Raw genomic sequence first — 22,985 nt, forward strand, 5'->3', positions numbered from 1 at the left:
AGCATACAAGATCTTTGTATAGCTTGCATATTAAGTTATAATAAACGAATAAAAGCCCAAAAAGCTCTATTCTTTTGTTATAAATAGTTGCAAACTATACAAGATCTTTCTAATATTTGTATATTAAGTTAATAGTAAAGCAATAAATTGCGCTATAGACTTAGATAATATGCTTAATATAGGAGGCTTATATGGCTAGTAAAAAAATTACAATGGTTCGAAAAGACCCAAATAAAAAGAATCGTAAGTTCAATATTAACCGCAAGTTATTGGGCAAAATATTTAGTGCTCTTGAGGGCATTGATATACAACCGTCTAACTTTGTGAGCAAAATTAATAACCAGAATCCTGGAGGTACAATGCCTTCCCCTAGTAGAGATGGTCGCGAAAACCAAATAAACTTCGAAGAAGGACTTGACCGTATTTATGGTACAAAACCAGCAAGTAATCAAGAAGATTATCCAGAAAATTTAAATCCATTTACCTCAGGCTTGCAAAAAATAAAGCTAAGTGCAAGGGAAAGTAAAGAGTTGAGCCGATTAAAAAGTGCAATTGTAACAGCAAAAAATCCAAGTGAGCTGAACAAAGTTGTAGATGAGACAATAGCTGCTGGAATGAGGATGAATGGGTGTGATGAGGGAGGCCGGAGCTTTGCTGAGTATGTAATACTGGGTATGCATTTTCACAAGTTCAAAAAAGGTGATCAGAAAAAGATAATGAGTAAATTAATACTAAGAGGAGCAGAGTTTCATGACAATCTGTTGCAGAATAAACTGTTAGGTGAAATTTATAAAGAACTGCAACCGGAAGTGCAGCCACAGATAGATAAGCGACTTGAAGAACTAAGGAAAGTCGGTGAAAGTGCTGTTCAAAGAGGAGCCGTAATAGACGTGGAAATGGACAACAAAACATTTTTTATGGAATTCTCTGAGGATAGTAAAATAGAGGTTGCCAAGGTACTAGAAGGCACAAGAGATTTAGGTCTAGACAAAGGGTTAGGAAGTAACATTATAAAAATGGGCAATAGTGAAATTGAAGTCAGAACTGAGAAAGGAGGTGAGAGAAACTACATTGATGTATCAGAGAGTAGCTCAGTCGTGTTAGAATTTCCTACAAGTGTTGGCAAGCTAAATATTATATTGTACCATGATGTAAAAAACTGCTATCAAGTACAGGTAAGAGTGGGAAACCAAGAAATGTGGTCTGAACTACAAAAAAGAGGTCAAATAATAGGAAAATGTTGCCTCTTTGGGGGAGCGACAGTCAAAGAAGCTGTAGAAAGAGGAAGTTTCACAAGAAGTGGCATGTGGAGTAAAGAGCAGGCCAAAGAGGAGATAAGGGCGGATCACTCAAGTGAAACACTGTCGTGGGTGGATAGGACATGTGGAGGTAGCCAAGAAGCATTTAGGAAACGTTAAACAAAGGACTTCCTTCTCAAATTGGACTGCGTAAAAGCTTTATATAAATCGCAGTCCAAGCCGAGCTCTTCCAATAAACATAAGCTAAATTTAATCTTTTGACAAAGTAGGTTATAGCAAAAAGCCTATTAACAGGGTATACATGTTTATTTCTGTAAAACCGTTGCAGCATGGCAAATATCTCTATAAGATACAAAATAGCGCAAAAAGTAAGAAGCTGGAGGTTAAAAAGAAAATATACCATAAAAGACTTAGCAAACAAAACAGGTATAAACTATCATACGCTGCGAAGATATGAACTAGGGGTATGTGGCATTCCAGATGAAGAGTTACAAGCAATAGCAGACGCATTATCAGTTAGTTTTAGTGATCTACTTCCTAGACAAAAAGTACTCAAAGAAAATCGTTGTTGTGATAAGACTCAATGGATGTCCAATTTCATAGAAAAAACAAGGGGACGCAAGGCAATCTACGCATTAACCAAATCTATCCGAGCTGAGGAAGAAAGTGCTATAAAAGCAGCAAGAATAAGAATGGCAAAAAATATGCTCAAGTTAGAATTTGATGCTGATATTATCTATCGAGCAACAGGCTTATCAGTTGATGAATATGAAAATAAAGAAGAAAAAAGTTCTAAGCGTTCCAACAAAAGGGATGGAATGAAAAAGTGGAGGATAATACGGGGATATACTCAAGAGGAATTAGCGAAGGAGCTTGGTATAGGAGGTCCACAGATACATTACTATGAACAAGGAAGCACCATGTTCGGTGAGAGGTTATGGGAAATAGCAAGAAAATTATCAGTGAGTGCTGAAGATCTGGTAACGGAAGAAAACTGTTGTGAAGACGAAGATACAGATAGTGAAGGAGAAAAAGAGCTATTAAGCTGGGCGAGAGAGTTAAAAAAAATTAACACTCAAGAATCACAAGATGAACTGGATATATGGGTAGAATTTCTATTGCAAAGAAAGCGAATTTACAAAGAAAAGATTGATAAAATAGAGGGAATCAAAGTAGCAAATAATCTACTTATACTAGGTGTTTCTGCTGATGCTATTTCTTCAATAACTAGCTTGACTGTTGAGGAAATTGCGCAACTTACGCTCCCAACGGAATTAAAACTATGATAATTTATATAATATATTATGATATAGATGAAGATAGTTAATCTATTTAAGATTTCTCTGAAATTTTGCTTGCGGCTTTTTCTTTTACCGGTTCAACCGATACATCTTGAATTTCCTCTTCCGGCTTGTTTGGTTCGGCTACTTCTTTAGATTCTGTTGCTAATTTGCGTTGTTTGATAAACTTCATCAATGTTTTGACTGCGATAAAGTTTATACTGAAAACACAAGCAGAAGTTACCGCTAATGCTGGCAAGGGAGCTAAACTGAATGTTGGTAAAATTGCCACGATTGTAGCAGATGTTAGTAAAAATGCTAGTCTTTTGCTCCCGATTATCTTGTTTTTCTTGGACTTTATGGGGTTTAGGCTTTTTATTTTCCCTTTTAGCTTTTTGAAGCCTTTTTTGAATATGTCACCCTTTTTCAGCTCTTTTTCTACGGGTTTTGCTTTCTTTATTTTAAAGCTTTTTATTTTTTCTTTTATTCCTTTTTTATCTTTTTTTGCTTTAGAGGTTACTTTCGAGCATAGGCTAGGTTTCATCACAATTTCAGAGAGCGGTTTTGGCTTATCGTTTGAAGTTTTAGCTTCTTGCCCCTTAGCATGTTTTTTGGGCGAAATTATGTTTTTTAAACCTTTCTTTGCTTTGTGGTATAATTTCTTTAGTTTGCTTGGCATCGTTCAATATTGCAGAATCTATCTATTACTTCCTGGTTGTCCTCTATCATTGCCTTTGCCTCTTGCTGAAGAGATTTGATATTTTTTGATGTAATATTATCCATGTCAGGTGATGCTATTTTTAGCTGTGACTGTATTCTTAAATACTTACTACCTATAACTTGATCGAGCTGGTAGTTCACTGCATCTAAACTTGAAGCAAACATCATATTCAGTAGTGGCTTGATCCAGCCTATTTTTCCAAATCTCTTTGAATTGGCATACTCTATGCTTCTATCTGTTCTGCCAGTACCTATCGATAACAGTAGAATATCATCATTTGGAAATAACCTCTTACCACTTGCATATGCACAAGCCGCTGGATTACTTGCAAATACCCCTCCATCCACTAATACCATTTCCTTTTGGTCGATTTTAAGATATTTAGGTGCAAAGTAAGTAGGTGCTGCAGTTGTAGCTCGTAATGCATCTTTCAATTTGATAAAATTTCTATCTTCTCCCCAGCTCTTAAAAAAGAAAGGATAGTTGTTGTTAATATCATAACTTGTTATCAGTACCTTACTTAATGTATTTTTTAGAATATCCTCTCCAAAATATTTATCCAGTACAAATTCAATATTTTTATGTGGGTATTGTGCGCAATTAAGCCAAGAAAATATCGATCTTCTCAAAAATGAAGATTTAAAAATATATGCTCCGTACTTTTGGTAAAACTCAACTAGGTCGTTGGCTGAGTATTGGGGATTTCCCCGTTCATCTTTTTTACATAATCCCGCTACAACAATTCCACCGGTTGAGGTCCCTGCCATTAAGTGAAAGATTTCAGCTATAGTTCTTCTTGTTCTTTTTTCTATTTCTGCTAATATTATTGTTGGTATTATTCCTCTTATGCCTCCACCGTCGACTGAAAGAATATATTTGGCCATGTTTAGATATTTATTGATTTTTTTAACTTGTTTGCTTTTATCAGGTTGTGTTTCTTGTCCAAGTATTACTGTATGTTTCACTCCTAGAGAAAATTGCACCAACCTAATAATTGATTCCGTGGATCATGCTAAAAAATCCGTGTTGGTCCAGGCATACCAATTTACCTCAAAGTCTATTGCTGAATCCTTAGTTCAAGCTAAAAAGCGTGGAGTTGATGTCATGGTTATTCTCGACGAATCGCAAGTTAGCTCAAAGTATAGTGTTATTAATGAACTGTTTCATCAAAAAATCCCGATATACATAGACTATAAACCTGCAATTTCACACAGTAAAATTATGATTATTGATGAGCAAAAAATCATAACCGGATCTTTCAATTTCTCTGGCGCCGCACAGAAAAAAAACGCTGAGAATCTACTGATTATAACAGGAGACCCTACATTAGTTGAGCAATACATCGAAAACTGGAAGGATCGTAAATCTCAATCTGATCCTTATACACCAAAAGTAGAAGAATAATTACTTAAAATCAGCTTTAAATTCGTCCAATTCCTCAGAAAGATTTTTTACCCGCTCTTCCAGACGATATACCGTAACGGTCAATTCGTTGTTCTGCTCTATAAATTTATCATGCATGTGAACCCGTAAATCTAGCTTGGCAAGCCACCAAATTGTTGCTACGGTCTGTATTAACATCGTTACAATTACTGTAATTGGGATTTTTTGCTTTTGCATAATGATTTAAAATGTGAATTTATTATGGATAGCTACTTTAGTAACTACTATTTTGATTTATGCTGTTCCTCTGCATTTGCAAGTAGCTTAATAATTTCTCTGTAAGGTTTATCTTTGTTGTGCCTTGATTCTATTACAGCTACATCCCGAGGGTTTTTTCCATCTGTATCTCTAATATTAGGATTAGCACCTCTTTCTAATAAGAACTTAACTATCTCTAAATTGCCTCCGTATGCGGCAGAATGTAATACTGTCCATCCTTTATATCTACCTGTATCATTTATATCAACTCCTTCATTCACTAGAAATTTTACTAATTCTAGACATTTTCCTTCTGCTGCACAATGTAGCGCTGTTAATCTAGGAATTTGTGTGTTAATGCTCAATAGGTTCTTTACTGAAAACTTTACTACATCTAGATTACAATTTTCAGAAGCAATGCGTAAGATTGTTTTGTAATTATCTGTAGCTTTAGATTTTTGATAGCAATATGTAATAACAACACATACTATTAATAGTGCGAACCATGCGAAATGTAATTTATATTTTTTATTAGACTTTATTTTTTTCATATTTGGCACATAGTTTCTTCATATTAAACAGGTCATTACTCATTTTTTTCTTAACATTACTTACTCAAAGATGCTGACAACATAGTAAGGTAACCCGAGCTATTTAAAGCATGTTCCGCTCTATTAATTATCCATTCACCATCTACCGCTTGATTAAAACCTATAAGATTAAGCTTTGCTTCTGCAAATAACTCTGGATTACCAGGCATAGTTATATCTAAAGTTTCATTGTTACGCTTCAATTGTTTCAACTTGGCATTTGCTGCACTTAATGCTGACTCTGCATTTGGATAGATTTCTAGCATAATATAACTTGGCTCGCTACTACCAACTGTTTCTTTAATAGTTTCACCCTTTTCATAGCTATGCCACTTTGCCACTACTGAATTATACTTATCACGTACGGTAAAATGCACTTTCCAATTAATTGTGTCTTGAGGTCTAATAGTCGTTGTTCCTAAAGCTTTTCCTGTGGCTGATTTTGCCATATTCTTTGAAATAAACAATATATACCCACCAGCTAATTTTGCCATTGCTTCACGCTCTGTTGCGATCTTTGTTAACAGACTTATATCACTTTCATCTGCCTGATTAATATGGGGTATCAATACATTCTTAAATTCCTCAGCAACTTTATGTCCATATCCATGTTTTTGAGCTATTTCTTTCACTAAGTTTTCTATGGTAATTTGGTGCCATTCTTTTGATACTTTTGCCTTCAAAGATATTCTTAAATTTGTTGCATGAGCTTTTATTAGTAGAGTTTTAGGTGGGCCTTGTATAGTAACTTCGTTGACTGTATATATACCCATTGGAAAGATTCCCGTTTCCTTATAACCTAGTGCTATGTTCAATTCATTTGGAACTTCTACATTTTCATTGCCATGATCAACATATACCTCTGCGACATCATCTATAGTACCAGATTCATCAGTAAGATGCACCGATATTACATGATCTTTTATTCCTTCGATACTAAATTCAGGTTTCATTTATTCCCACACTTTTAACTTCAATTTTTTCAACTGCTCTTGTATTGTAGGTAACTTAATTTTTAATCCTGCAGGCAAAAAACTTCCATAATCTGCAAGTCCAGGATTTTCTTCCAATACTATTTCTACTGCTCCAGAGCTATGTCCATAGTGTTTAAAGCATATATAATCCAACATTTCATTTTCTCGTGCTATATAATGTACTGTCATACATAACTCCTTAAACTTAAGCTAAATTCAACCTTTTTTGGTAATCCACAGGGAAAATACGACGTTTGCTTTTCTTCTAACCGCACAGTAACAAATCTTCCCAAAACATTTCCTAAACTGTCTACTAAGATACTTGGTTCTTGATTTTTCTCAGCTTCTTTCATACTTTTTAATTGATTTAAATCATTGAGATTATGTAAATAAATTACTCCTTCTAAATCTATATTTTCTGTACCTTGACCAATATTTTGTAATGAAGGTATTTTGCCAATACACTCAATAGTACTCCAACGATTTTCTTTACTGTACCTTACACTTGTTGGAGAAAGCTTATGTTGACCAAGTGATAGCATTAGTAAATCGGTTCTATTGAATCAAACAGAACGTCACGCGATTTTTCTCTTATTCTTTTTATTACTGTATCAGCAAGACTACGTACATCTTGGTTAGGTTCTGCTTTTATACTTATATTAAATGTAAAAGTTTGATTGAAAATTTTTTGTTCACACTTTTCACAGTCTTTTAAAACTTTCTCTGAATTATCTCCTGCAGAACTTTTTTCTGTAATCACACTTTCAATAATATTCGTTCTACTATTTGAAACTCCACTAAAAGCATTATTATTCAATAAAGGATTTCCTTTACTAAAAACATTTCTATCTTCACTAGTTGTACTGCCTATTTTTGCTTCTACTGGTGTCTCTAATGCTTTTATTGGATTATCATTAAACAATTTTCCTATACCAATCCAATTTTCTATAGGTTTTGTAATTGATTTCCAGATACTTGAGAAAAAGTCCTTTACCTTCTGCCAATTAGCGATTACAAGCGCTGCACCAACTGATAGTCCAGCAATAGCAGCTCCTATAGGATTGGTTAGCGTTAAAGCTTTCAGTCCCATGATCACTGCTGGAATTACTCGCGCTGATAACGAGATTAATACTGGTAAAAGTGTTCCGTGCAAAATAGCCTTAAAAGTTAATATTCCACCTCCAGCCAATGCAAATGCATAACCAAAACCTACCACTGCAATCTTACCAATAATAAGAGCTGAAATTATGCTCATAACTCCTGTAGTTAAAATTGGACACTTCTCTGCGAACCAAGCTATACCTGTAGATATAGACCTCAAAATCTTACTTATCCAATTTAAAGGAGGTAGCATAACTGACCCTAAGTTCATTCCTAGCTCTGCTATTGTATTTTTAAGTAGCTGCAAATTATTTGCTGTAGTACTTGCACGGTTATTAAATTCTTTTTGCATAGATTTGTTATACTTTTCTTTATCAGCCACAAAATCTATTGCTTTTTTATATTCTTCCAAACTCCCAACTATCAATGCAATATCATCTTGATATTCTTGACCAAAGAGATTGAGAAGGATTTGTGAACGTTCCTGTCTATCTACTTTTTCTAAAATTTCAAAAAAATGAAGTAGAGCGTTTTGCCCGTTTTCAGCAACCTTTTGTGACATTTCCTCTGCAGTGATACCTATCGATTCCAATGCTGCTTTGAACTCTTTTCCTTGCCCTTCAGCAGTTTGAAGTTTAGAAAGCAGAGCATTGACAGCAGTTGCTGCTTTTTCAGGTTGTTTACCTAAACTAACGAAGGCATTTACTAAACTACTTGTCTGATTAATATCTAAACCAAATTGTTTTGCATTACCACCCACTCTAGCAAGCGCTTCAATCATATCGTTTGCCTTAGCTGCAGTATTGTCTGATAGGTAATTTATAACATCACCAACTCCTTCCATCTTCTCTACTGCAATTCCATAAATGTTAGCGAGTTTAGCTATGGAATCACCAGCTTGTTCGGCAGACATGTCAAATGCTGTGGCCATTTTAGCTACTGTTGTGGTAAATTCAAGTAGCTTACCTTTGTTGATACCAAGCTGTCCACCACTTGCAGCTATTTGTGCTAACTCTGCAGCTGATAATGGTATTTCACGGGATAATTTCTTCAATTTTTGAGCAAATTCTTCAGCTTCGTTTGTACCAGAAGTAAAGTCTACGACCTTTTTAATATCAGCCATGGCACTTTCAAAGTCAATCGCAACTTTAATTGGAGCTGCAAGTGAAAGACCTAGTCCTATAGTCTCCATTGCTTGTGATCTATAATGCGCTTTTTTTGCTAAAGCATTTTGCTGTTTTTGTATTACAGATCCTAATTTACTGTATTTTCCTTTTAGTACTTCAATAGATGAACCAAGTTTAGTTTGATCTCTCACTAAAGATTTGACATCCTTTCCACTTTTCCTGATTTCTTCATTTAATGTGTGAAGAGCATCTCTCTTTTTGATATAAGCCTCTTTTGCTTTTGATGCTGATGCTTTCAATTTTTCAAATTCATTTCTCAGTGCTTTGCTTGGCTCTTTTTTTTCCTTCTTCTCTTTAGCAATTGCTGCGGCTGATTCTTTTGCTTTCTTCTCCGCTTCCTTCCAATTCTTCATAGCTTCAAGGGCATCATGATTTAGTTGCTTAAATTTGGAAACTGATTTCATTGACGAATCAAGCTGCTTTATACTATCACCCAACTTAGAAAGCTTTGCTGCACTACCTGTCATTGCACTATTAAAACTGCCATCTAACGTTGCACCGATCTTTATTGAAAGCATTGACATTTTTTTGTTACTCCTTCACTTACTTCTAACCACTTTGGAAACTCTTTTATACTCATATTAATAATTTGCTCAATTCCACTTCCTGTTGTTGAGCTAAGTTTTAAAATATTGAATCTTAACTCCTCTGTTCCAGCGGCGACAAAAAATCTTTTAGTACCTTTTGTATTTCTACATAATCTTTAATACATAAATCTTCAACTACTTCTTTTGGCACAGATGCTAGATTAGCAATTAAAGCTACCTCTTTCAAAGCTTCGCCTTCTATGCGTTCTATAGTAAGTAAATCTCTTACTTTAGGTTCACGCATCGATAACTCTGAGACAGAAATTCCATCAACTGTAATTGGGTTGTTTAGTGTTATAGTGTGCATTATTGCCTCCTTAAAATAAAATTTCGAAATCTTTTCATATGCCTAAAACCGTTTGTAGCAAAGCCATCTGATCAACACCATTTATCTTTCTAATCATATTTTCAGCATCGATTTCTATTAATTCATTACCACCTATAGTAAGTTTGTAGTAATGGGCAGCTACAGTACACTTTAGCGTTGCTTTTTCAGCAGGTTTCCAGCTACCAAAGTCAAATTCTTTGAATATTCCCCTGAGATTGATTACTACAGCTTCAATATCGTTACTACCACTCCCTTGCATTCCACCACGAAGAGTTAAAGATACAGAGTTTCCATTTATCAAGCCAAATAGCCGAAAGAGCTCTGTATCGTATTCAGAAAAAGTGAAATCTGCTTCAAGCTTCTCCATCCCCATGTCAATATTTATTGGAATATCCATACCACCAGCACGATATTCTTCGGTTTTGATGGTAAGCTTTGGTAGCGTAATTTCATCTATTTTTCCTGCATAACCACGACCATCAACAAATACGTTAAAATTTCTCAGTATTTTCGGTAACACTTTGCTTTCTCCTAACTTATTACACTATTATTTACGAGATGAGATTTGAATGTTATTTGCTCAGCCGGATATGGTGGTGTAAACTCAAAGTCAAAATATACTTTTCCGCTTGCGATGTTTGCTGGTGTGTTTAATTCTGAGATTGTGTAACATTTTCCACTGATAATTGCTCCTTGCGCTTTTAAACTTGCTAGGTAGGAATTCACCCCCTCAATCACATCATCTATATAAGTTTTGGTGATATTGCGATCAACTGCCCATAAATGAGCTCGAAGTAGACTATCATTGATTAAATCTGCAGTCCTTCTCACTGACAGAAAAGCCCATTTTGAGTCATTTGAACATGTTCTATTTCCCCAAAGCCTATAGCCGTTTTGATGAATTATCGTTGTTACTTCATTTTCATTTAAGTGGTTTGCTCTGCAATTTGCATAACCTAAGCTAAAATCAATAGGCCTGCTTGTGCCAACAATACCATTTATCTCTTTATTTGAAGGTGAATGCCAGAAGCCTTGTTCGCTGTCTATTTTAGCTATTAAACCAGCTACAAATGGACTCGATGGCAAGATTTTTTCTTTTCCTTCAATAAATAACTTAATCCATGGGTCAACTACGTAAACTCTTGAGCTGCCTACACTTTTTCTCCATTTTATTGCTTCTTCATCATTAGTATTTGGTCCGTCTGCAACAATAATTGCTCTTAATTTTTCTGCTATGGAAATTAAAGCACTCACTACTGGATTTACTCCATCTATTTCAGGTAACTGATGAGTAAACTGAGGTGCAATTAATATTCTTGGAGCAACATGAACTATACTTTCACTACTGAGGAATGCCTCTATCCCTTGATATTCTCCAGTCTCTTTATCAACTCCACCGATTATACTTTGAATAGTTTCACTTTCTTTGAGCTTTGGATCGCTGTTTTCACTTTCTTTAACTCGAATAACTACTACTGTTGCACCAATCTGGGAAAATATTCCATTTATTGCAGAAGGTAAACTGCCACTCTTTCCGAGCTTTGCTGCTTCCTTTAAGCTTCCTGCAACTAACACTGGTTTATTTAGCGGAAATTTTTGCTCATCTGCTTCAGGTGCAGTACCAATTACACCTATCACTGATGATTTAGCTGTACGTACTGTCTTTGCTCCTGAGGTTACCTCAATAACATTTACGCCATGTAAAAATTCTTCAGCCATTTCTTTGTATTTTTTTCCTGAAATCATCTAGCAAAGTCTGTAGCTCATTTTCACTTTTGGCTTCTTCAATCTTTCTTTTGGCTAAATCTTCAAGCTCTTCACATTTAATTATTGCTTTTACTGCTTTTTTCACTTTTTCCTCAATTATTCTTGCCATTTCAATAACCGTAATACCACGGACTTTTGCTAAAGGTTCTATAATTTCTTTATCCTTTTCATCTATAGATTCTGGTGCTGCTAGAATGCTTTTTGCGGCTTCCGCTTGAATCTCATAAGATTTAGCTTTTTGGTGAGAATGACCTGCATATTGGTGAGTATGATTATCATAATAGAAACGCATACTATCAAATGCACAAAGCTTCGCATTATCCAGTAACTCCTTTTGTATATCTTCTTTAGTACGCTGAGCAATTTTTCCTCCTTCTGTTAAACAATAGCTTTTTTGCCAATCAAAATCTTCTGGTGCTTCATACCAATCATTTTCAGTTGGCTTACTTTCAAGCGTTGTTGTTTCTACTTGTTTATCATTTTCAAATCTAATGTAGATAGACATTGTTTGTTACCTCCAAATCTCATACGTGTTAGATAATCCTGGACATTGCCAACCCCTGAGCGTCCTTTCCACATCTACCTCAAGCCCTGTGGTGAGAAAATTGCTACGTATGTTATAAATCCCCCACTGAATAAATTGACCATAGTTGTGTACATAATTTGATGCAAGCATACCTTGACTAACTTGTGTTCTGGAATACAGATAAGATGATGTGTAAAGTAATATTGCAACTGTTTTTCCTGCTGGAATCTCCACATTACCAGATCCGGCTAACTTGCTATCAGAACTCGTGTATTGGTAAACATTTTTCCATACTATTTTTGAAATACTTGATTTATTAGAATTAGTATTATCTGGTGTTCCCACAAATAATCCTGCACCTCCATACTCCGTACTCGAATACGATGATCCAACAAATTCTATTGCTTTATTTATGTTCACATTGGTTGTATTTTTTACAAATACTACTCCAAGTGCAGCATATGGGTAATAGTATATCTCATCATAACTACCCGAAAAGCTTTTTGTGCATAACTCTCCGTAAATAAATGTTCCTTTACTTCCCTCTATAAAACTTAGTTGTCTTGGCCGATAAAAACTAACGTAATCTGTATTGTACGTATGGCTACCTGCTAGTAGTTGTAACATATAGTCTGTTTTTGTTATATCACTACTCCACTTTCCAAGCTCTGTCGTAAAAGTTCCGTGGCCAAAATAATTATTTTTTCTGCCAAGTACACCAAATAAGAAAGGTAATGACCCTGGTTCAACCATGTTGCGCTTTCTTATTTCATTTATAAGAGACGCTTTTAACTGTTCATCCCGAGTTTTTACCTCATTAGAGATGTTTTCAATTCGAGTTTCTATTTCTCCTATAATTGATGAGCCAGGTGGTACATTATTAACAGCACGAAAATCTTCTACTAAACCTTTAAGACCATCTTTATGACTGTTACTAATACTATTTATTGCTGCAATATTTGCATTCTTTCTCGTATCAAGTAGCGATAAATTTGTTGTCCCTTTTTCATCAATTCTCTTTAATAACTGCTTCTCTGATTCAGAGATCACTGCTAAAGAACTAGCTTTTTTATTATCCAGATCAGTTAAGTGTTTTTTTGCACTATCAAGAAGTTCTTTTAGCTTACCATCTGTCATCTGTACAATTTCAGAAACTGCACTTTTGTCGATTATTGATTCCAATGCTTTAGCAAGATATGCTAATTGATCTGGTGTACTGTTTTCTGCTAAATCCTTAAGCCTCTTTTGTAGTGCATCAATTATCTCTTTTACCTCAGTCATCTGCACAATGTCAGCAATAGCTTTTTTATCTGCTATCAATTCCAGCGATTTTGCAAGATATGCCAGTTGATCAGGTGTGCTGTTTGCTGCTAAATCCTTTATCCTTTGGTATATTGCTTCTTTCATTTCCAAAAATTTAAAAAAGTCTCAAAATTAAACCGCTCAAAATTACTCTTAAGTTGATTATGCTCATCTTCTCTTTCGGTAATATCTTCATCTATTTTCTTAATTGTGGTACGGATACGAACAACATCTTGCACAGCAATGTTTTCTGGATGAGGCAAAGAGTATCCTCTACTTGTTTTATCATCTGACATTCTGCTAAGTGATAATGATTCGTAGATTTTTGACTTTTGGACGATAGACAACCGTTCCACTTAAAACTAATTTTATCCTTGTTTCATTGCCATTAAAGTTTGTCAGCACATGAGTTCTCTCTACCCAATTTTCTCCAATTGGTTTTCCTGATGTTAAATTCACTAATTGCCAATCCACATTTTTTTGCACATATGCTTTAACATCTGCAGTGCCAGGTATTAGCGCATCATATGTTATGGTAATTTTAGTGTTAGCTCCTGCTGTGATACTCCTAGTTATATAATCTCCAGACTCTAAAAGATTACCCATAACTAACTGTAACCCAGGATATAGCACTGGACTTTTTTCTTGCCCTCCTTTTAGGCTTGCTTTTACCGTTAATTCCCCATTTATTCTTTCGCGCAGTGCAAGCGGCAAATTATCAGACAAAAAGTTCTCTTTTCCCTCTTCATCTGTTAAGATAAATTCCACATTGGTATCAAATGCTACTTTTTCAACGTTCGTCAAAACAATTAAATCTGAAGTATTGTTTGCAGTAACTTTTCCCAGATCAATAACGTGAGAATTTTCGCTAAATTTTGCAGCTAGTAGTCGAAACGTAAGGTCAAAGTTTTGATGTGGAGTCCAGGTGCTTGCATTGCTAGATGACAGTAATACTCCTACTTGATAAGGCTGACTTGTTACCCAACGGCTATTTACTGCATCATATTTGCCAAGTTCTGCTATTTTTACTGCAGTACCCGGATCATCAGTAAGTAGCACTATTGCATATTCCTCTCCTGCATGGCAAAACACTGGTGGCCACTTTATACGTGTTGCTGTGCCATCTATCTTTATATCTTTTGGCTCAATATAACTTTCAGCAATAACAGTCTGCGAGGGCATTCCCACTGCTGTTTCTCTAATTTGCACAACAACACGTTTTTTGCCTTTATTTACAAACCATAGCTCCACGCCTCCTATGTGCCTACTTTCATTTAGAGTAAATGTTTGCGCTAAAGGATCAACTCTTCTTGCTGCGATAACTCTTCTTCTTTCTTCTATGGTAATAGTTTTTTTACCAGTATAAGTTGCTTCTCCATAGCTTCCCTTATCCCCGTAAAACTGTACTAATTTAGTACCTGCTGGAATATTTGCTGGGATTTTTATTTTTCCACTTATTTGTCCTTGATTTTCCACTTTTTTTCTTTTTATTTTTACATAGGTTGGATAATGATGCCGTCAAATTTTACTTCTTTAAGCCTTTCACCTAGCTCAAAACCTTCAATTTCAAAATCTTGTACTGCTTCTCTCATAAATTCAGTTTCGTATGAGGTACTTGACAGCAGCTCTGTTGTTTCTTTAACATTAAATACTCTGGTTACTGGACTTTTCCAATTCGTGGTAACCTCCGTCCAGTGATCTATATTTTTATTTAGAGTAATTTGTGCCGGGACTGGATCAAAAGCTTGATATGGATTGATCTTTTCTCCTTTAGTCTGTAAAAGCTGCTCCAGTACCGGTTCAAGTTCATACGGCAACAAATAAGTTTTTTCTCCTTCATCGATATCAGCAATCGTTACATCTATTGGTAAAATTAATTCCTTGTTTACTATTGCTGCAGACTGCGAAATTCCTTGATCACGCATATCATCATCAAAGAATGGGTCAACAAATACTCCTTTTTTGGTAGTAGGTTCTCTTGAATTTGCATCACTGCGTAAACGCTCCTGTGCAACAAGAGCATAAAGATCATTTATTCCTTTTTTCATTGCTTCAAGCTCATTCATCGGCACAGCATGAATAGCATTATTCACTATTTTTACCCCTTCTTTTTCTCCGTTTTTCCATGTCTGATGAATGTAGCAGAGCAAAAGTTGTCCGCTAGGTGCTTTAGGCATCGATGGTCGCCAAGGGTGAGCTATGCCTTTTATCCTTCTTATTGCGCCTTTTGCATCTATAGTAATTAAATCAAAACGGGGCATTTTCCAGGTGTAATCAATCAAAACTAAGCTGTTGTCAACTGCACCTCTTACTTTACATCCCTCTTCGCTTATATCTTCAGGACTTACATGAGTGCGACAGCGATAGGTTATTTGATAACTACTTCCAGGAGCTGGTTCTTTACCTGGTAATGACCAATCAACGTTTCCTGCGTTTAATTTGTAATCTATACTATTTTCATAAATAACATTGCCTTGTTTAACTTGAATAATCTCAAGTACTGCAGAGTCAGGTATCGGATCAATAGCTCCAGAGTATGAACCATGAGTAACAGTAATGGTTTTCTGAACAGTTATATCTACTTTTTTAATTTCACTTATTGGAAAATCATTCACCTTCAGTTCCATTACTCTTTGGCTATTTGGCTGAAAAGTATGTGGTTCTGATTCAACTGATTTTATATCCGGATCTTCATCAAAAGAAACACGAATACTGTGAGGAAGTTCAATCTCATAGCCATCAACATGAGCTTTGCCCTCATTAATCACAAATATTTTTTTTCCTCCTTCTCCCTCTTCCTTTTGCAGGAACATTACTTCAAGACCATTTACGACGTAGGAACCATTTGCTTCTTTGTCATAACGAGCAAGAGCAGTAGTTACTATGTTTGCTTGTGGAGGTGGTGAATGTTCTATTAATACTCCATTTTCAATGTTATAGATTGGATAAAACTCTCCTTCAGAAAAACGTGGAGAAAGACCTTCTGCTTGATAACCCCAAATGGTGGAAACTTTAAGCCTTGCAGCTCCTACTTCCTGATAGTTTCTTGTACCAATAGCAGGATCACGAAGGTTTTCATCCTCAAGTTCTGTAATCGTAGATTCTACATAATAAACACCTATGCGAACTGTGGTACTCAGTGGAATAACAAATTCTTCTTTTTCGACTTTTCTAACTGCTCCACGAAGATAGATTTTTCCTCCCTCAAGTGTAGCTTTACCAGTTTTTGCATCTATAATACAATTGCTTCCCGTTATAACATCACCATCACGAAATATTGCATCACCTATGCCTTTAAGCTTAGAAAGAGCATACTCCTGAGTCTCGTTTAATTCTGCAGACTGTAGACCTCTTCCTGCAAGGAACAAACTTTTTTCGTACTCTTTGTCAGGATTAAAGCGGTTATAATAGGCGTTTAAAGTCATTTTATTCTAAAAGGTTACAACAAATGAAAAAGTTTCCCGAGTTGCAGATGTTCTGATAAGTGGTACAGTGTGTTCTAAAACTAATAAGATCCCTGGGTCTTCTATATCTTGTGGTTCAAAATACCTCTGTCCTATAGGTAATTCTTCTTTTACTTTAGTACCAACCATAACCCCTGATTCCCGTATAACTTGATTTGCTGCGTTTGTGAAATCGAAAGTAAATTTGAGATAGAGATTATTAGTTGGTACATTTGAGGGCCTAAACCTTCCAGATGGAGTTATAAGTTCACCGTTTTCATCACCTGTGCAGAATAGCACTTCGTCTGCAGTACGTCTGCCAAGTTCATTGAGCAGCTTTTCAGAAGTTATCAGCTCTGGTGGTGTGCTTTCACTATACTCTACAGTAACTTTATCACTTACTGGAATAGAGCTATTTTCCGTAAGTTTTATTACACCAGTACTGCCATTAACTGTATAGTCAATACTTGGCTGATAAGTTGTTTGCCCTGTAAAAACCTTCACATCTTTAATAGGTTGACGATCAAAAATAGGTTGATGATCAAATTTTATTTCACCCTTAACGAAAGTTTTTTCTACTTTGTGGCTACTTCCAGAGCTTGAATCACCTGTTCCCCAAGCAAGATGGATAGATTGCTTTTTGATGCTGGCTGCTATTGCTGCTCTTCCTGACTGTGTGAGTATTGACATTTTCCCCCTATATTATATATGTACGGTGAGTTCAAAATTCATCCGCAAAAATCAAAATATTTTTTTATATCAGAAAAATTTTTTAGGAGAATAGCTCAGCTCCACAGCTAAACTTTCCAACGCCGCGAGCAAATGGTCCGCTAGGAATGTCAAGCCATTTATCTTCTTTTGAACCAGTAGCCATTCCCTTAACCAGCTTCCGTGTTTGTAACAGCTCTTGAACTATACGCTCCATTCTATCTCTTCCTATACTGTGAAACTCCTCAGGTAGTCTATGCCGCTGTTTATACACTCCTGTACTTCCTGTATGGGTAAATGGATGTCCAGAAATTGCTGCTCGTGTAATTGCAGTTATAAGATGCTGCTTTGAATCTTTTTCGTTCATATTTTTTATTCTTAATCTTTCAGTTATGTCCTCTAACAATCCTGTTTCTTCATTTCTTAAATAAGTGCGTAAAGTGCGATCAGCCAAACCGTTTGCTTTAACAATTGCTCCATAAAATAATGCGTTCTGTCTTACAGATTCTCCTATTGATTTAAAAATTGTCGGTTTAGCTGCATCTTCCACAGACCAAAAAGCGTATGAACACCTAACACCATTAACAAGAGCAGATGTACCTCTAATGGCATCACGTGCTTGCTCAACAGTCGATATAGGTTTTTCACTTTTTGGCTTTCTCATATGATGGGCAGTAATTATTGATGCTCCAGTGCTACCTGCTAAATCAGATAATAAAGACATCAAATAATCGCCTACGGCTGGGTCAGTATTTAAATCAGCATGCACGAATGATGCAAGTGGATCAAATACGATTAATTTTAAGTCTTTTATTTTATTAAGTTGTTTTGTTATCGATTCAAATTCAGGAGAAGTCTCTATAACTTTACCTGAAACACTCTTTATGATTGTAAGTGATCCACTAACATTTGGTAATGGTACAATAAAGAGCCTATCTTTATATTTTAATCTTTCGCATTGCGAATCAAGACGCTCTAAACGACGATGTATTTCACTCATATCATCTTCTGCTGAGAAAATTACCACAGATCCATGTTCAGTAACTAAAGGACCAAAACCACATGGCTGATCTTTTCTACTCGCAACTTTCAGTGCTAAATCAAGCAGAAGCATACCTTTACCAGTATCTCCCATTGCAGCTAGAATAGATGTCACTCCTAAAGGAAATAACCCTTCAACAAGAAACTTTTGCTCTGGTACTGGACCTATAAAACGTTCCACACTCCATTCTTGAATATTAAGAAATTGCTTAACGATGATTTTTTTCGAGTTATTTTCAATGAATTCAGGAATATTCATCTTTTCTTCTATACCATCAGCTGAATCCCATCCTTTTGGTTTATTCTCCGGTATTTCAAGAAGAGTAAGTGATAAAACACCAAGAAAAGTAAGCTTTTTCACAACTTTCTCAGCATATTGTTTACCTGGCTCATCATTGTCTGGCCAAATAATAACATGCTTACCCTTAAGTGGTGACCAGTCTGTTTTTTCTATTGGTGCATTTGCTCCTAACATTGCAGTTGTGGCAGTCATACCTTGCTCTATCAGAGCATCTGCACACTTTTCACCTTCAACTAAAATCACCTTATCAGATTTCATGATACCTGGAATATTATATAAAGGCCTGGTCTCTGGTAGAGTAAAACTAGACCTTTTTACATCAAAAGGAAGATATCTTTTTCCTGAATCAGTGTTATAACGATAAACTGTAACAATCACTTGATCACTTTCATCGTAATAGTTCCATGATGCCGTTGGTTGCCCCAGAGTGTTATTTTTTTCCGAATAACCAATCCACTTAGCAATATCTTCTATCGTATCAGTAAATTGATTTTTTCCAGTAACAGCAGCCCAAAGATCAAAAATATCTCCTCCTTCTCCGGTAGAAAAATCATGCCATAATCCGGCTTTACTGCCAGTTAACTCCACTATCATACTTTGTCCTTTATTGCCTTTTAGATCACCTACATAGAACTTATCACCACGAAAAGTTCCTCTTGGCAGTAAATAAGAAAGACATGACCTTATATTTGATAGGAGTTGAGTTCTTAACTGTTCTTTCTTCCCTAATAATTTATAATGTCCATTTCTTTGTGAACAATAAATATCCATACCTACCTGAAGAATTTTTATGTTCTAGCTATAACGTTAGCAGATTTCCAACATCCATTAATCTTGTTGATGAATTTTGTTGGTATAGATCTACCGTTTCTAAGTTCATATACTACTTGCAAGATATTTGTACGTTTATTGGGTTGAAATATTACTATTCCAGATGTATAAAAACTTCTTAAAGCATTAGCACCAACAAGAGCTTGAAATGGATTCTTTTCCAATATAGAGGTAGGTACTTTTTTGGTGTGATTTGTGATGATTATTCCAGCCATAGGATTAATCTTGGAACGTAGTTTTTCTATTGCATGCTGCAGACCATAGTTAACGGAATTATAAGGAGAATCAATCACAACTAAATCAAACTTTTCCTCTACCATATTTTTTATTTTTTCTATACCTTCTTCATTTAAGGTCAAATTCATCTTGTTCGTCACAATTAAGTTTTCTGTTGCTAAATGAGGAAGTTTGTTGAGTTGTTGTATACGTTCTCTAATGTAATCATATTCCATTTCGTTTTGTAGATAGAATATTTTTAGCGGTCTTGTAGGCTTCATGCCAAGAAATGATCTTCCTGCTGCCAGATGTACTAATAGAGAAAGAAGAAAATGACTTTTGCCAATCTTTGGAGTACCACCTATGACCAAAAGACCACCTGGTGTCAAAATTCTTGGGCCTATTATATCTTGTGGCATTGGTGATTTGTCATTTAAGTAATGGTTTACAGAAAATGCTTTTCCTTCGTTTTGTTTTTCTTGTAATATGGAACTTCTTTCATCTTTACTGTTCAACCATGTTTCAGCAGAATCTATATTACCTTTAACTAAAGTCCAAAGGTCTATTATATTTCCTTTCTTTTCTTCGATCAGGTTGTACCAATTTCCTGCATTTTCTCCTTCCATTTCAACTATTATCTTATTTCCATTTCTACTTCCAATATAGAATTTATCTTGGTAAGATTTGCCATCAGGCAACAAATAAGATAAACAATCCTTGATGTTATTAATTAATAATGATTTTATTTTCAAAACATTTTTAGATGAAAAATCCATAAAATTCTCCTTGTTTATTCCAAATTTGTTCAACATATTTTTTAGACGTTTAAAGTCAAGATTAGCCAGCTCACAAACAGTTTCAAAAGATCGTGAGCGAATCCATTGACAAGCCTCTTTTTTAAGTTTAGGGTTTTTTCCGGCTGCATCCTGAATAGCTCTAGTAATAACAGCAGCCCACAACTTTCCTTCGTCATACTTCAAAATGGCAACCAATCATCTTGAAAACTTTTTTGTAATTCTGGAGTAATAACTGTAGTAATCCTATTTCTATCTCCGTATGTATTATTAGTTTCAACGCCTACTTTTGCTGTAAACTCTAAATCGTTGAAATCAGCTATAGAGTTTATTCTTCTAGCGGTAACTGCTTTCTCTGAAGTGTCATTTGCATGAATATTTCTGGATGATTCCAAAATACTACGCAGCATAGAACGTCCAGATTCTCCCCAGATGTCTTCTTCACCTTCTGCTTTGCCATTTTTGATACCTATAATCTGAAAAATCTTGCGTTTTGCATATGGGCCTTCAGTGACGGTAAATTCTGCATTTAAATAGATACTGCCAGTAGTGTAGTTTTTAGTGAACCAATTTTCATAACCTCCAGGCTTTATTGCCATTTTTACCTTGACTATTGTACCTTTCGGTATTAAACTGCTCTGCAGTTTTGCGTTATTAAAATCAGTTAAAAAATCTGATAACATATTGTCTCCTATAAATTAAGTGAAAAAAGAATCAACTCCATTGGTCTACAAGTTTCCAACGACCATTTATCTTATCGACGAGCTTACTTGCTACACGTTCACCATTACGAAGTTCAAATACTATCTGGCGTACACTGCTTTCTTCATCATGAGCAAACATCACCATACCAGTACTGTAAAATCCTCTTAAAGATCCAGCACCACTTAGGCCTTGAAATGGATCTTCTTCGAGCATCTTTTTTGATAATTTTTTTGTATGATGAGTAAGTACAATACAAGCATCTGGATTGACAGCACTGCGTAGCTTTTCAAGAGTCTTTTGCAGAAAGAATAACATAGCACTATTATCATTTTCATTGCCATATTCACTGCTAAAGACGTTACGTAATGGATCTATGGCCAAAACATCAGGTTTAAAGCGTTCATTTACAATCTCCTTAATTTCACTTATTTCATCATGATTAAATGATAAGTGCACTTTTGGCGTAATGATTAAGTTGTTAGCAGCTACATTCAAAAGTTCATTATCAAGTTGTTGCAAACGTTCTTTCATATATTCATATTCAATTTCAGTTTGCATGTAGAAGATTTTCAAAGGTCTATTTGGTGTCATACCGAGAAATGATCTACCAGCAGCCATGTAAACAAGCCAAGAGATCAAAAAGTCGCTTTTGCCAATCTTAGGAGGGCCACCAAATACTAACAAACCTCTTTTAGTTAGAATTCTTGGTGAGATTATATCCTCTGGTATTGGCGATCGATCGTCCAAGTATTCTTTCACACTGAAAAAAGGAATTTTTTGACCAATAGTTAAAAAGTTTTGTAGCATATAATAACCTCCTATATGTTGGGCGTGACAGGTTGAATTGCAAAAGCTTTAGTTTTAATTTTTGTAAGAAGTTTTCCTAGATGCGGTTCTTCAACCATATTAAGGCAACCACTTCGATCTTTAGCAGGATATCCCCAAGAATTAATCGTCTGACAGACAAATGAACGAATTTCTGTACCATCATCTTTCTTGATTCCAACCATGCTAATTACTTCATCAACAATGCCAGGAATTTCACTTGCGGTTTTAGCACCTTCACATTGAGGTAGCCAAGTCGAGCGATTGAAATCATCAAGGTATTGCCCAAGAGTTCCAACTATAATGATGTCTTTATTTGGAATATGTTGAAACTGATTGAGCCAAGCCATCATTTCTTGAGCAAGTAACCCGTAAGCAGCTCTCATATCTTGTTTTCCTGATCTTTCAGAAAAAGCTTCAGGTTGCATTTTTGCCCATAAAAGACATAAACGCGAGGCTACTGTAATACTATCGATAAAAACACATCGATACTTGAGAAACTCCGAAGCAAGCTCTTTGTATTTACTGGATACATGCTCATAGTGCCTTTGGCTATATGCTGAGTCAGATTTTAACGCAGGATTAGGACCACCTATGAGACATGCAATATCTCTTGCCTCATTCCAAGTACGAATACTTACAGAATCCCCTTGCCAATCTTGAACAGCAAGTAAACCTGCCTCAAAATCAAGACAAAGTGTTGGTTCATTTATGGTCTTTAAGAGACTAGTTTTACCTATACCATAAGGACCAAAGATGACCATTTTTATACCTGTTTGAACTTTTAGCCGTTCATTGCTGTTCATTATTTTCATTTTTCTCCCAGTACCTAAATATATATGTACGATGACCTAGGCA

At 35.5% G+C, this 22,985-nt stretch carries 25 protein-coding genes; 3 read left to right on the forward strand and 22 right to left on the reverse strand.

All coding sequences use genetic code 11. The features are described from left to right. Nucleotides 1–191: 191 nt before the first annotated feature. Complete coding sequence (locus ABWU50_RS00655; protein WP_406720016.1) at nt 192–1,418, forward strand: hypothetical protein; 1,227 nt, start codon at nt 192–194, stop codon at nt 1,416–1,418. A 170-nt stretch (nt 1,419–1,588) separates the two neighbouring features. Further along, nucleotides 1,589–2,545, forward strand: coding sequence for a helix-turn-helix domain-containing protein (locus tag ABWU50_RS00660; protein ID WP_264703785.1), 957 nt, complete (start codon nt 1,589–1,591; stop codon nt 2,543–2,545). Between the two features lie 46 nt (nt 2,546–2,591). On the opposite strand, the gene ABWU50_RS00665 is transcribed toward ABWU50_RS00660, so the two are convergent. Then, nucleotides 2,592–3,218 (reverse strand): hypothetical protein, encoded by a 627-nt coding sequence (locus ABWU50_RS00665; RefSeq protein ID WP_264703787.1) that lies wholly within the window; start codon nt 3,216–3,218, stop codon nt 2,592–2,594. Continuing rightward, entirely contained in the window at nt 3,203–4,144 is a 942-nt protein-coding gene (locus tag ABWU50_RS00670; RefSeq protein ID WP_353275955.1) for a patatin-like phospholipase family protein, read from the reverse strand. The genes ABWU50_RS00665 and ABWU50_RS00670 overlap by 16 nt, the downstream gene beginning before the upstream one ends. On the opposite strand from ABWU50_RS00670, the gene ABWU50_RS00675 reads away from it, so the two are divergent. Beyond that, entirely contained in the window at nt 4,143–4,664 is a 522-nt protein-coding gene (locus ABWU50_RS00675) for a phospholipase D family protein (RefSeq protein WP_353276302.1), read from the forward strand. The genes ABWU50_RS00670 and ABWU50_RS00675 overlap by 2 nt on opposite strands. Here the strand turns inward: ABWU50_RS00675 and ABWU50_RS00680 are convergent, their stop codons facing one another. From ABWU50_RS00680 to ABWU50_RS00775, 20 genes are all read right to left on the reverse strand, one after another. Beyond that, a complete protein-coding gene (locus ABWU50_RS00680) occupies nt 4,665–4,880 on the reverse strand; it encodes a hypothetical protein (protein ID WP_264703792.1) in 216 nt (71 codons plus the stop codon). A gap of 47 nt (nt 4,881–4,927) precedes the next feature. Then, complete coding sequence (locus ABWU50_RS00685) at nt 4,928–5,452, reverse strand: ankyrin repeat domain-containing protein (RefSeq protein WP_264704136.1); 525 nt, start codon at nt 5,450–5,452, stop codon at nt 4,928–4,930. 56 nt (nt 5,453–5,508) lie between these two features. Beyond that, nucleotides 5,509–6,444, reverse strand: coding sequence for a contractile injection system protein, VgrG/Pvc8 family (locus ABWU50_RS00690; protein WP_264703794.1), 936 nt, complete (start codon nt 6,442–6,444; stop codon nt 5,509–5,511). After that, on the reverse strand, nt 6,445–6,654 hold the full coding sequence (locus ABWU50_RS00695; protein ID WP_264703796.1) for a tail protein X: 210 nt from the start codon (nt 6,652–6,654) through the stop codon (nt 6,445–6,447). Further along, the gene (locus ABWU50_RS00700) at nt 6,651–7,007 is read right to left on the reverse strand and encodes a phage tail protein (protein WP_264703797.1); all 357 of its coding nucleotides are present in this window, start codon (nt 7,005–7,007) and stop codon (nt 6,651–6,653) included. Before ABWU50_RS00700 ends, ABWU50_RS00695 begins: the two co-directional genes overlap by 4 nt. After that, nucleotides 7,007–9,277, reverse strand: a complete 2,271-nt coding sequence (locus ABWU50_RS00705) for a phage tail tape measure protein (RefSeq protein ID WP_353275957.1) — start codon at nt 9,275–9,277, stop codon at nt 7,007–7,009. The genes ABWU50_RS00700 and ABWU50_RS00705 overlap by 1 nt, the downstream gene beginning before the upstream one ends. Nucleotides 9,278–9,392: 115 nt before the next feature. Beyond that, complete coding sequence (locus tag ABWU50_RS00710; RefSeq protein WP_052264941.1) at nt 9,393–9,647, reverse strand: phage tail assembly protein; 255 nt, start codon at nt 9,645–9,647, stop codon at nt 9,393–9,395. Nucleotides 9,648–9,681: 34 nt separating this feature from the next. Beyond that, nucleotides 9,682–10,188 (reverse strand): phage major tail tube protein, encoded by a 507-nt coding sequence (locus ABWU50_RS00715; protein WP_353275958.1) that lies wholly within the window; start codon nt 10,186–10,188, stop codon nt 9,682–9,684. An 11-nt stretch (nt 10,189–10,199) separates the two neighbouring features. Continuing rightward, on the reverse strand, nt 10,200–11,387 hold the full coding sequence (locus tag ABWU50_RS00720; RefSeq protein WP_353275960.1) for a phage tail sheath subtilisin-like domain-containing protein: 1,188 nt from the start codon (nt 11,385–11,387) through the stop codon (nt 10,200–10,202). Continuing rightward, nucleotides 11,380–11,940: a hypothetical protein gene (locus ABWU50_RS00725; protein WP_155968663.1), complete on the reverse strand. Its 561-nt coding sequence runs from the start codon at nt 11,938–11,940 to the stop codon at nt 11,380–11,382. The genes ABWU50_RS00720 and ABWU50_RS00725 overlap by 8 nt, the downstream gene beginning before the upstream one ends. A gap of 6 nt (nt 11,941–11,946) precedes the next feature. Further along, nucleotides 11,947–13,368 carry a hypothetical protein gene (locus ABWU50_RS00730; RefSeq protein ID WP_353275961.1) on the reverse strand — a complete coding sequence of 474 codons (1,422 nt, stop codon included), beginning with the start codon at nt 13,366–13,368 and terminating at the stop codon, nt 11,947–11,949. Beyond that, the gene (locus ABWU50_RS00735) at nt 13,365–13,559 is read right to left on the reverse strand and encodes a hypothetical protein (RefSeq protein ID WP_015589010.1); all 195 of its coding nucleotides are present in this window, start codon (nt 13,557–13,559) and stop codon (nt 13,365–13,367) included. The genes ABWU50_RS00730 and ABWU50_RS00735 overlap by 4 nt, the downstream gene beginning before the upstream one ends. A gap of 4 nt (nt 13,560–13,563) precedes the next feature. Beyond that, nucleotides 13,564–14,739 carry a hypothetical protein gene (locus ABWU50_RS00740; RefSeq protein ID WP_353275962.1) on the reverse strand — a complete coding sequence of 392 codons (1,176 nt, stop codon included), beginning with the start codon at nt 14,737–14,739 and terminating at the stop codon, nt 13,564–13,566. Between the two features lie 17 nt (nt 14,740–14,756). Continuing rightward, entirely contained in the window at nt 14,757–16,688 is a 1,932-nt protein-coding gene (locus ABWU50_RS00745; protein WP_353275963.1) for a DUF4815 domain-containing protein, read from the reverse strand. Between the two features lie 6 nt (nt 16,689–16,694). After that, complete coding sequence (locus ABWU50_RS00750; protein ID WP_353275964.1) at nt 16,695–17,396, reverse strand: hypothetical protein; 702 nt, start codon at nt 17,394–17,396, stop codon at nt 16,695–16,697. A gap of 82 nt (nt 17,397–17,478) precedes the next feature. Continuing rightward, nucleotides 17,479–19,527: an AAA family ATPase gene (locus tag ABWU50_RS00755; RefSeq protein ID WP_353275965.1), complete on the reverse strand. Its 2,049-nt coding sequence runs from the start codon at nt 19,525–19,527 to the stop codon at nt 17,479–17,481. A gap of 17 nt (nt 19,528–19,544) precedes the next feature. After that, nucleotides 19,545–20,795, reverse strand: a complete 1,251-nt coding sequence (locus ABWU50_RS00760; RefSeq protein WP_353275967.1) for an AAA family ATPase — start codon at nt 20,793–20,795, stop codon at nt 19,545–19,547. Beyond that, nucleotides 20,780–21,280, reverse strand: a complete 501-nt coding sequence (locus tag ABWU50_RS00765) for a hypothetical protein (RefSeq protein ID WP_353275968.1) — start codon at nt 21,278–21,280, stop codon at nt 20,780–20,782. The genes ABWU50_RS00760 and ABWU50_RS00765 overlap by 16 nt, the downstream gene beginning before the upstream one ends. A gap of 31 nt (nt 21,281–21,311) precedes the next feature. Then, nucleotides 21,312–22,109, reverse strand: a complete 798-nt coding sequence (locus ABWU50_RS00770) for an AAA family ATPase (protein WP_353275969.1) — start codon at nt 22,107–22,109, stop codon at nt 21,312–21,314. Between the two features lie 11 nt (nt 22,110–22,120). Continuing rightward, nucleotides 22,121–22,942: an ATP-binding protein gene (locus ABWU50_RS00775; protein ID WP_265017278.1), complete on the reverse strand. Its 822-nt coding sequence runs from the start codon at nt 22,940–22,942 to the stop codon at nt 22,121–22,123. Between the last annotated feature and the right edge of the window lie 43 nt (nt 22,943–22,985).

Origin of the sequence: Wolbachia endosymbiont (group A) of Pipizella viduata, from assembly GCF_964028555.1 — a bacterium.
In the GTDB taxonomy this organism is placed as follows: Bacteria; Pseudomonadota; Alphaproteobacteria; order Rickettsiales; family Anaplasmataceae; genus Wolbachia.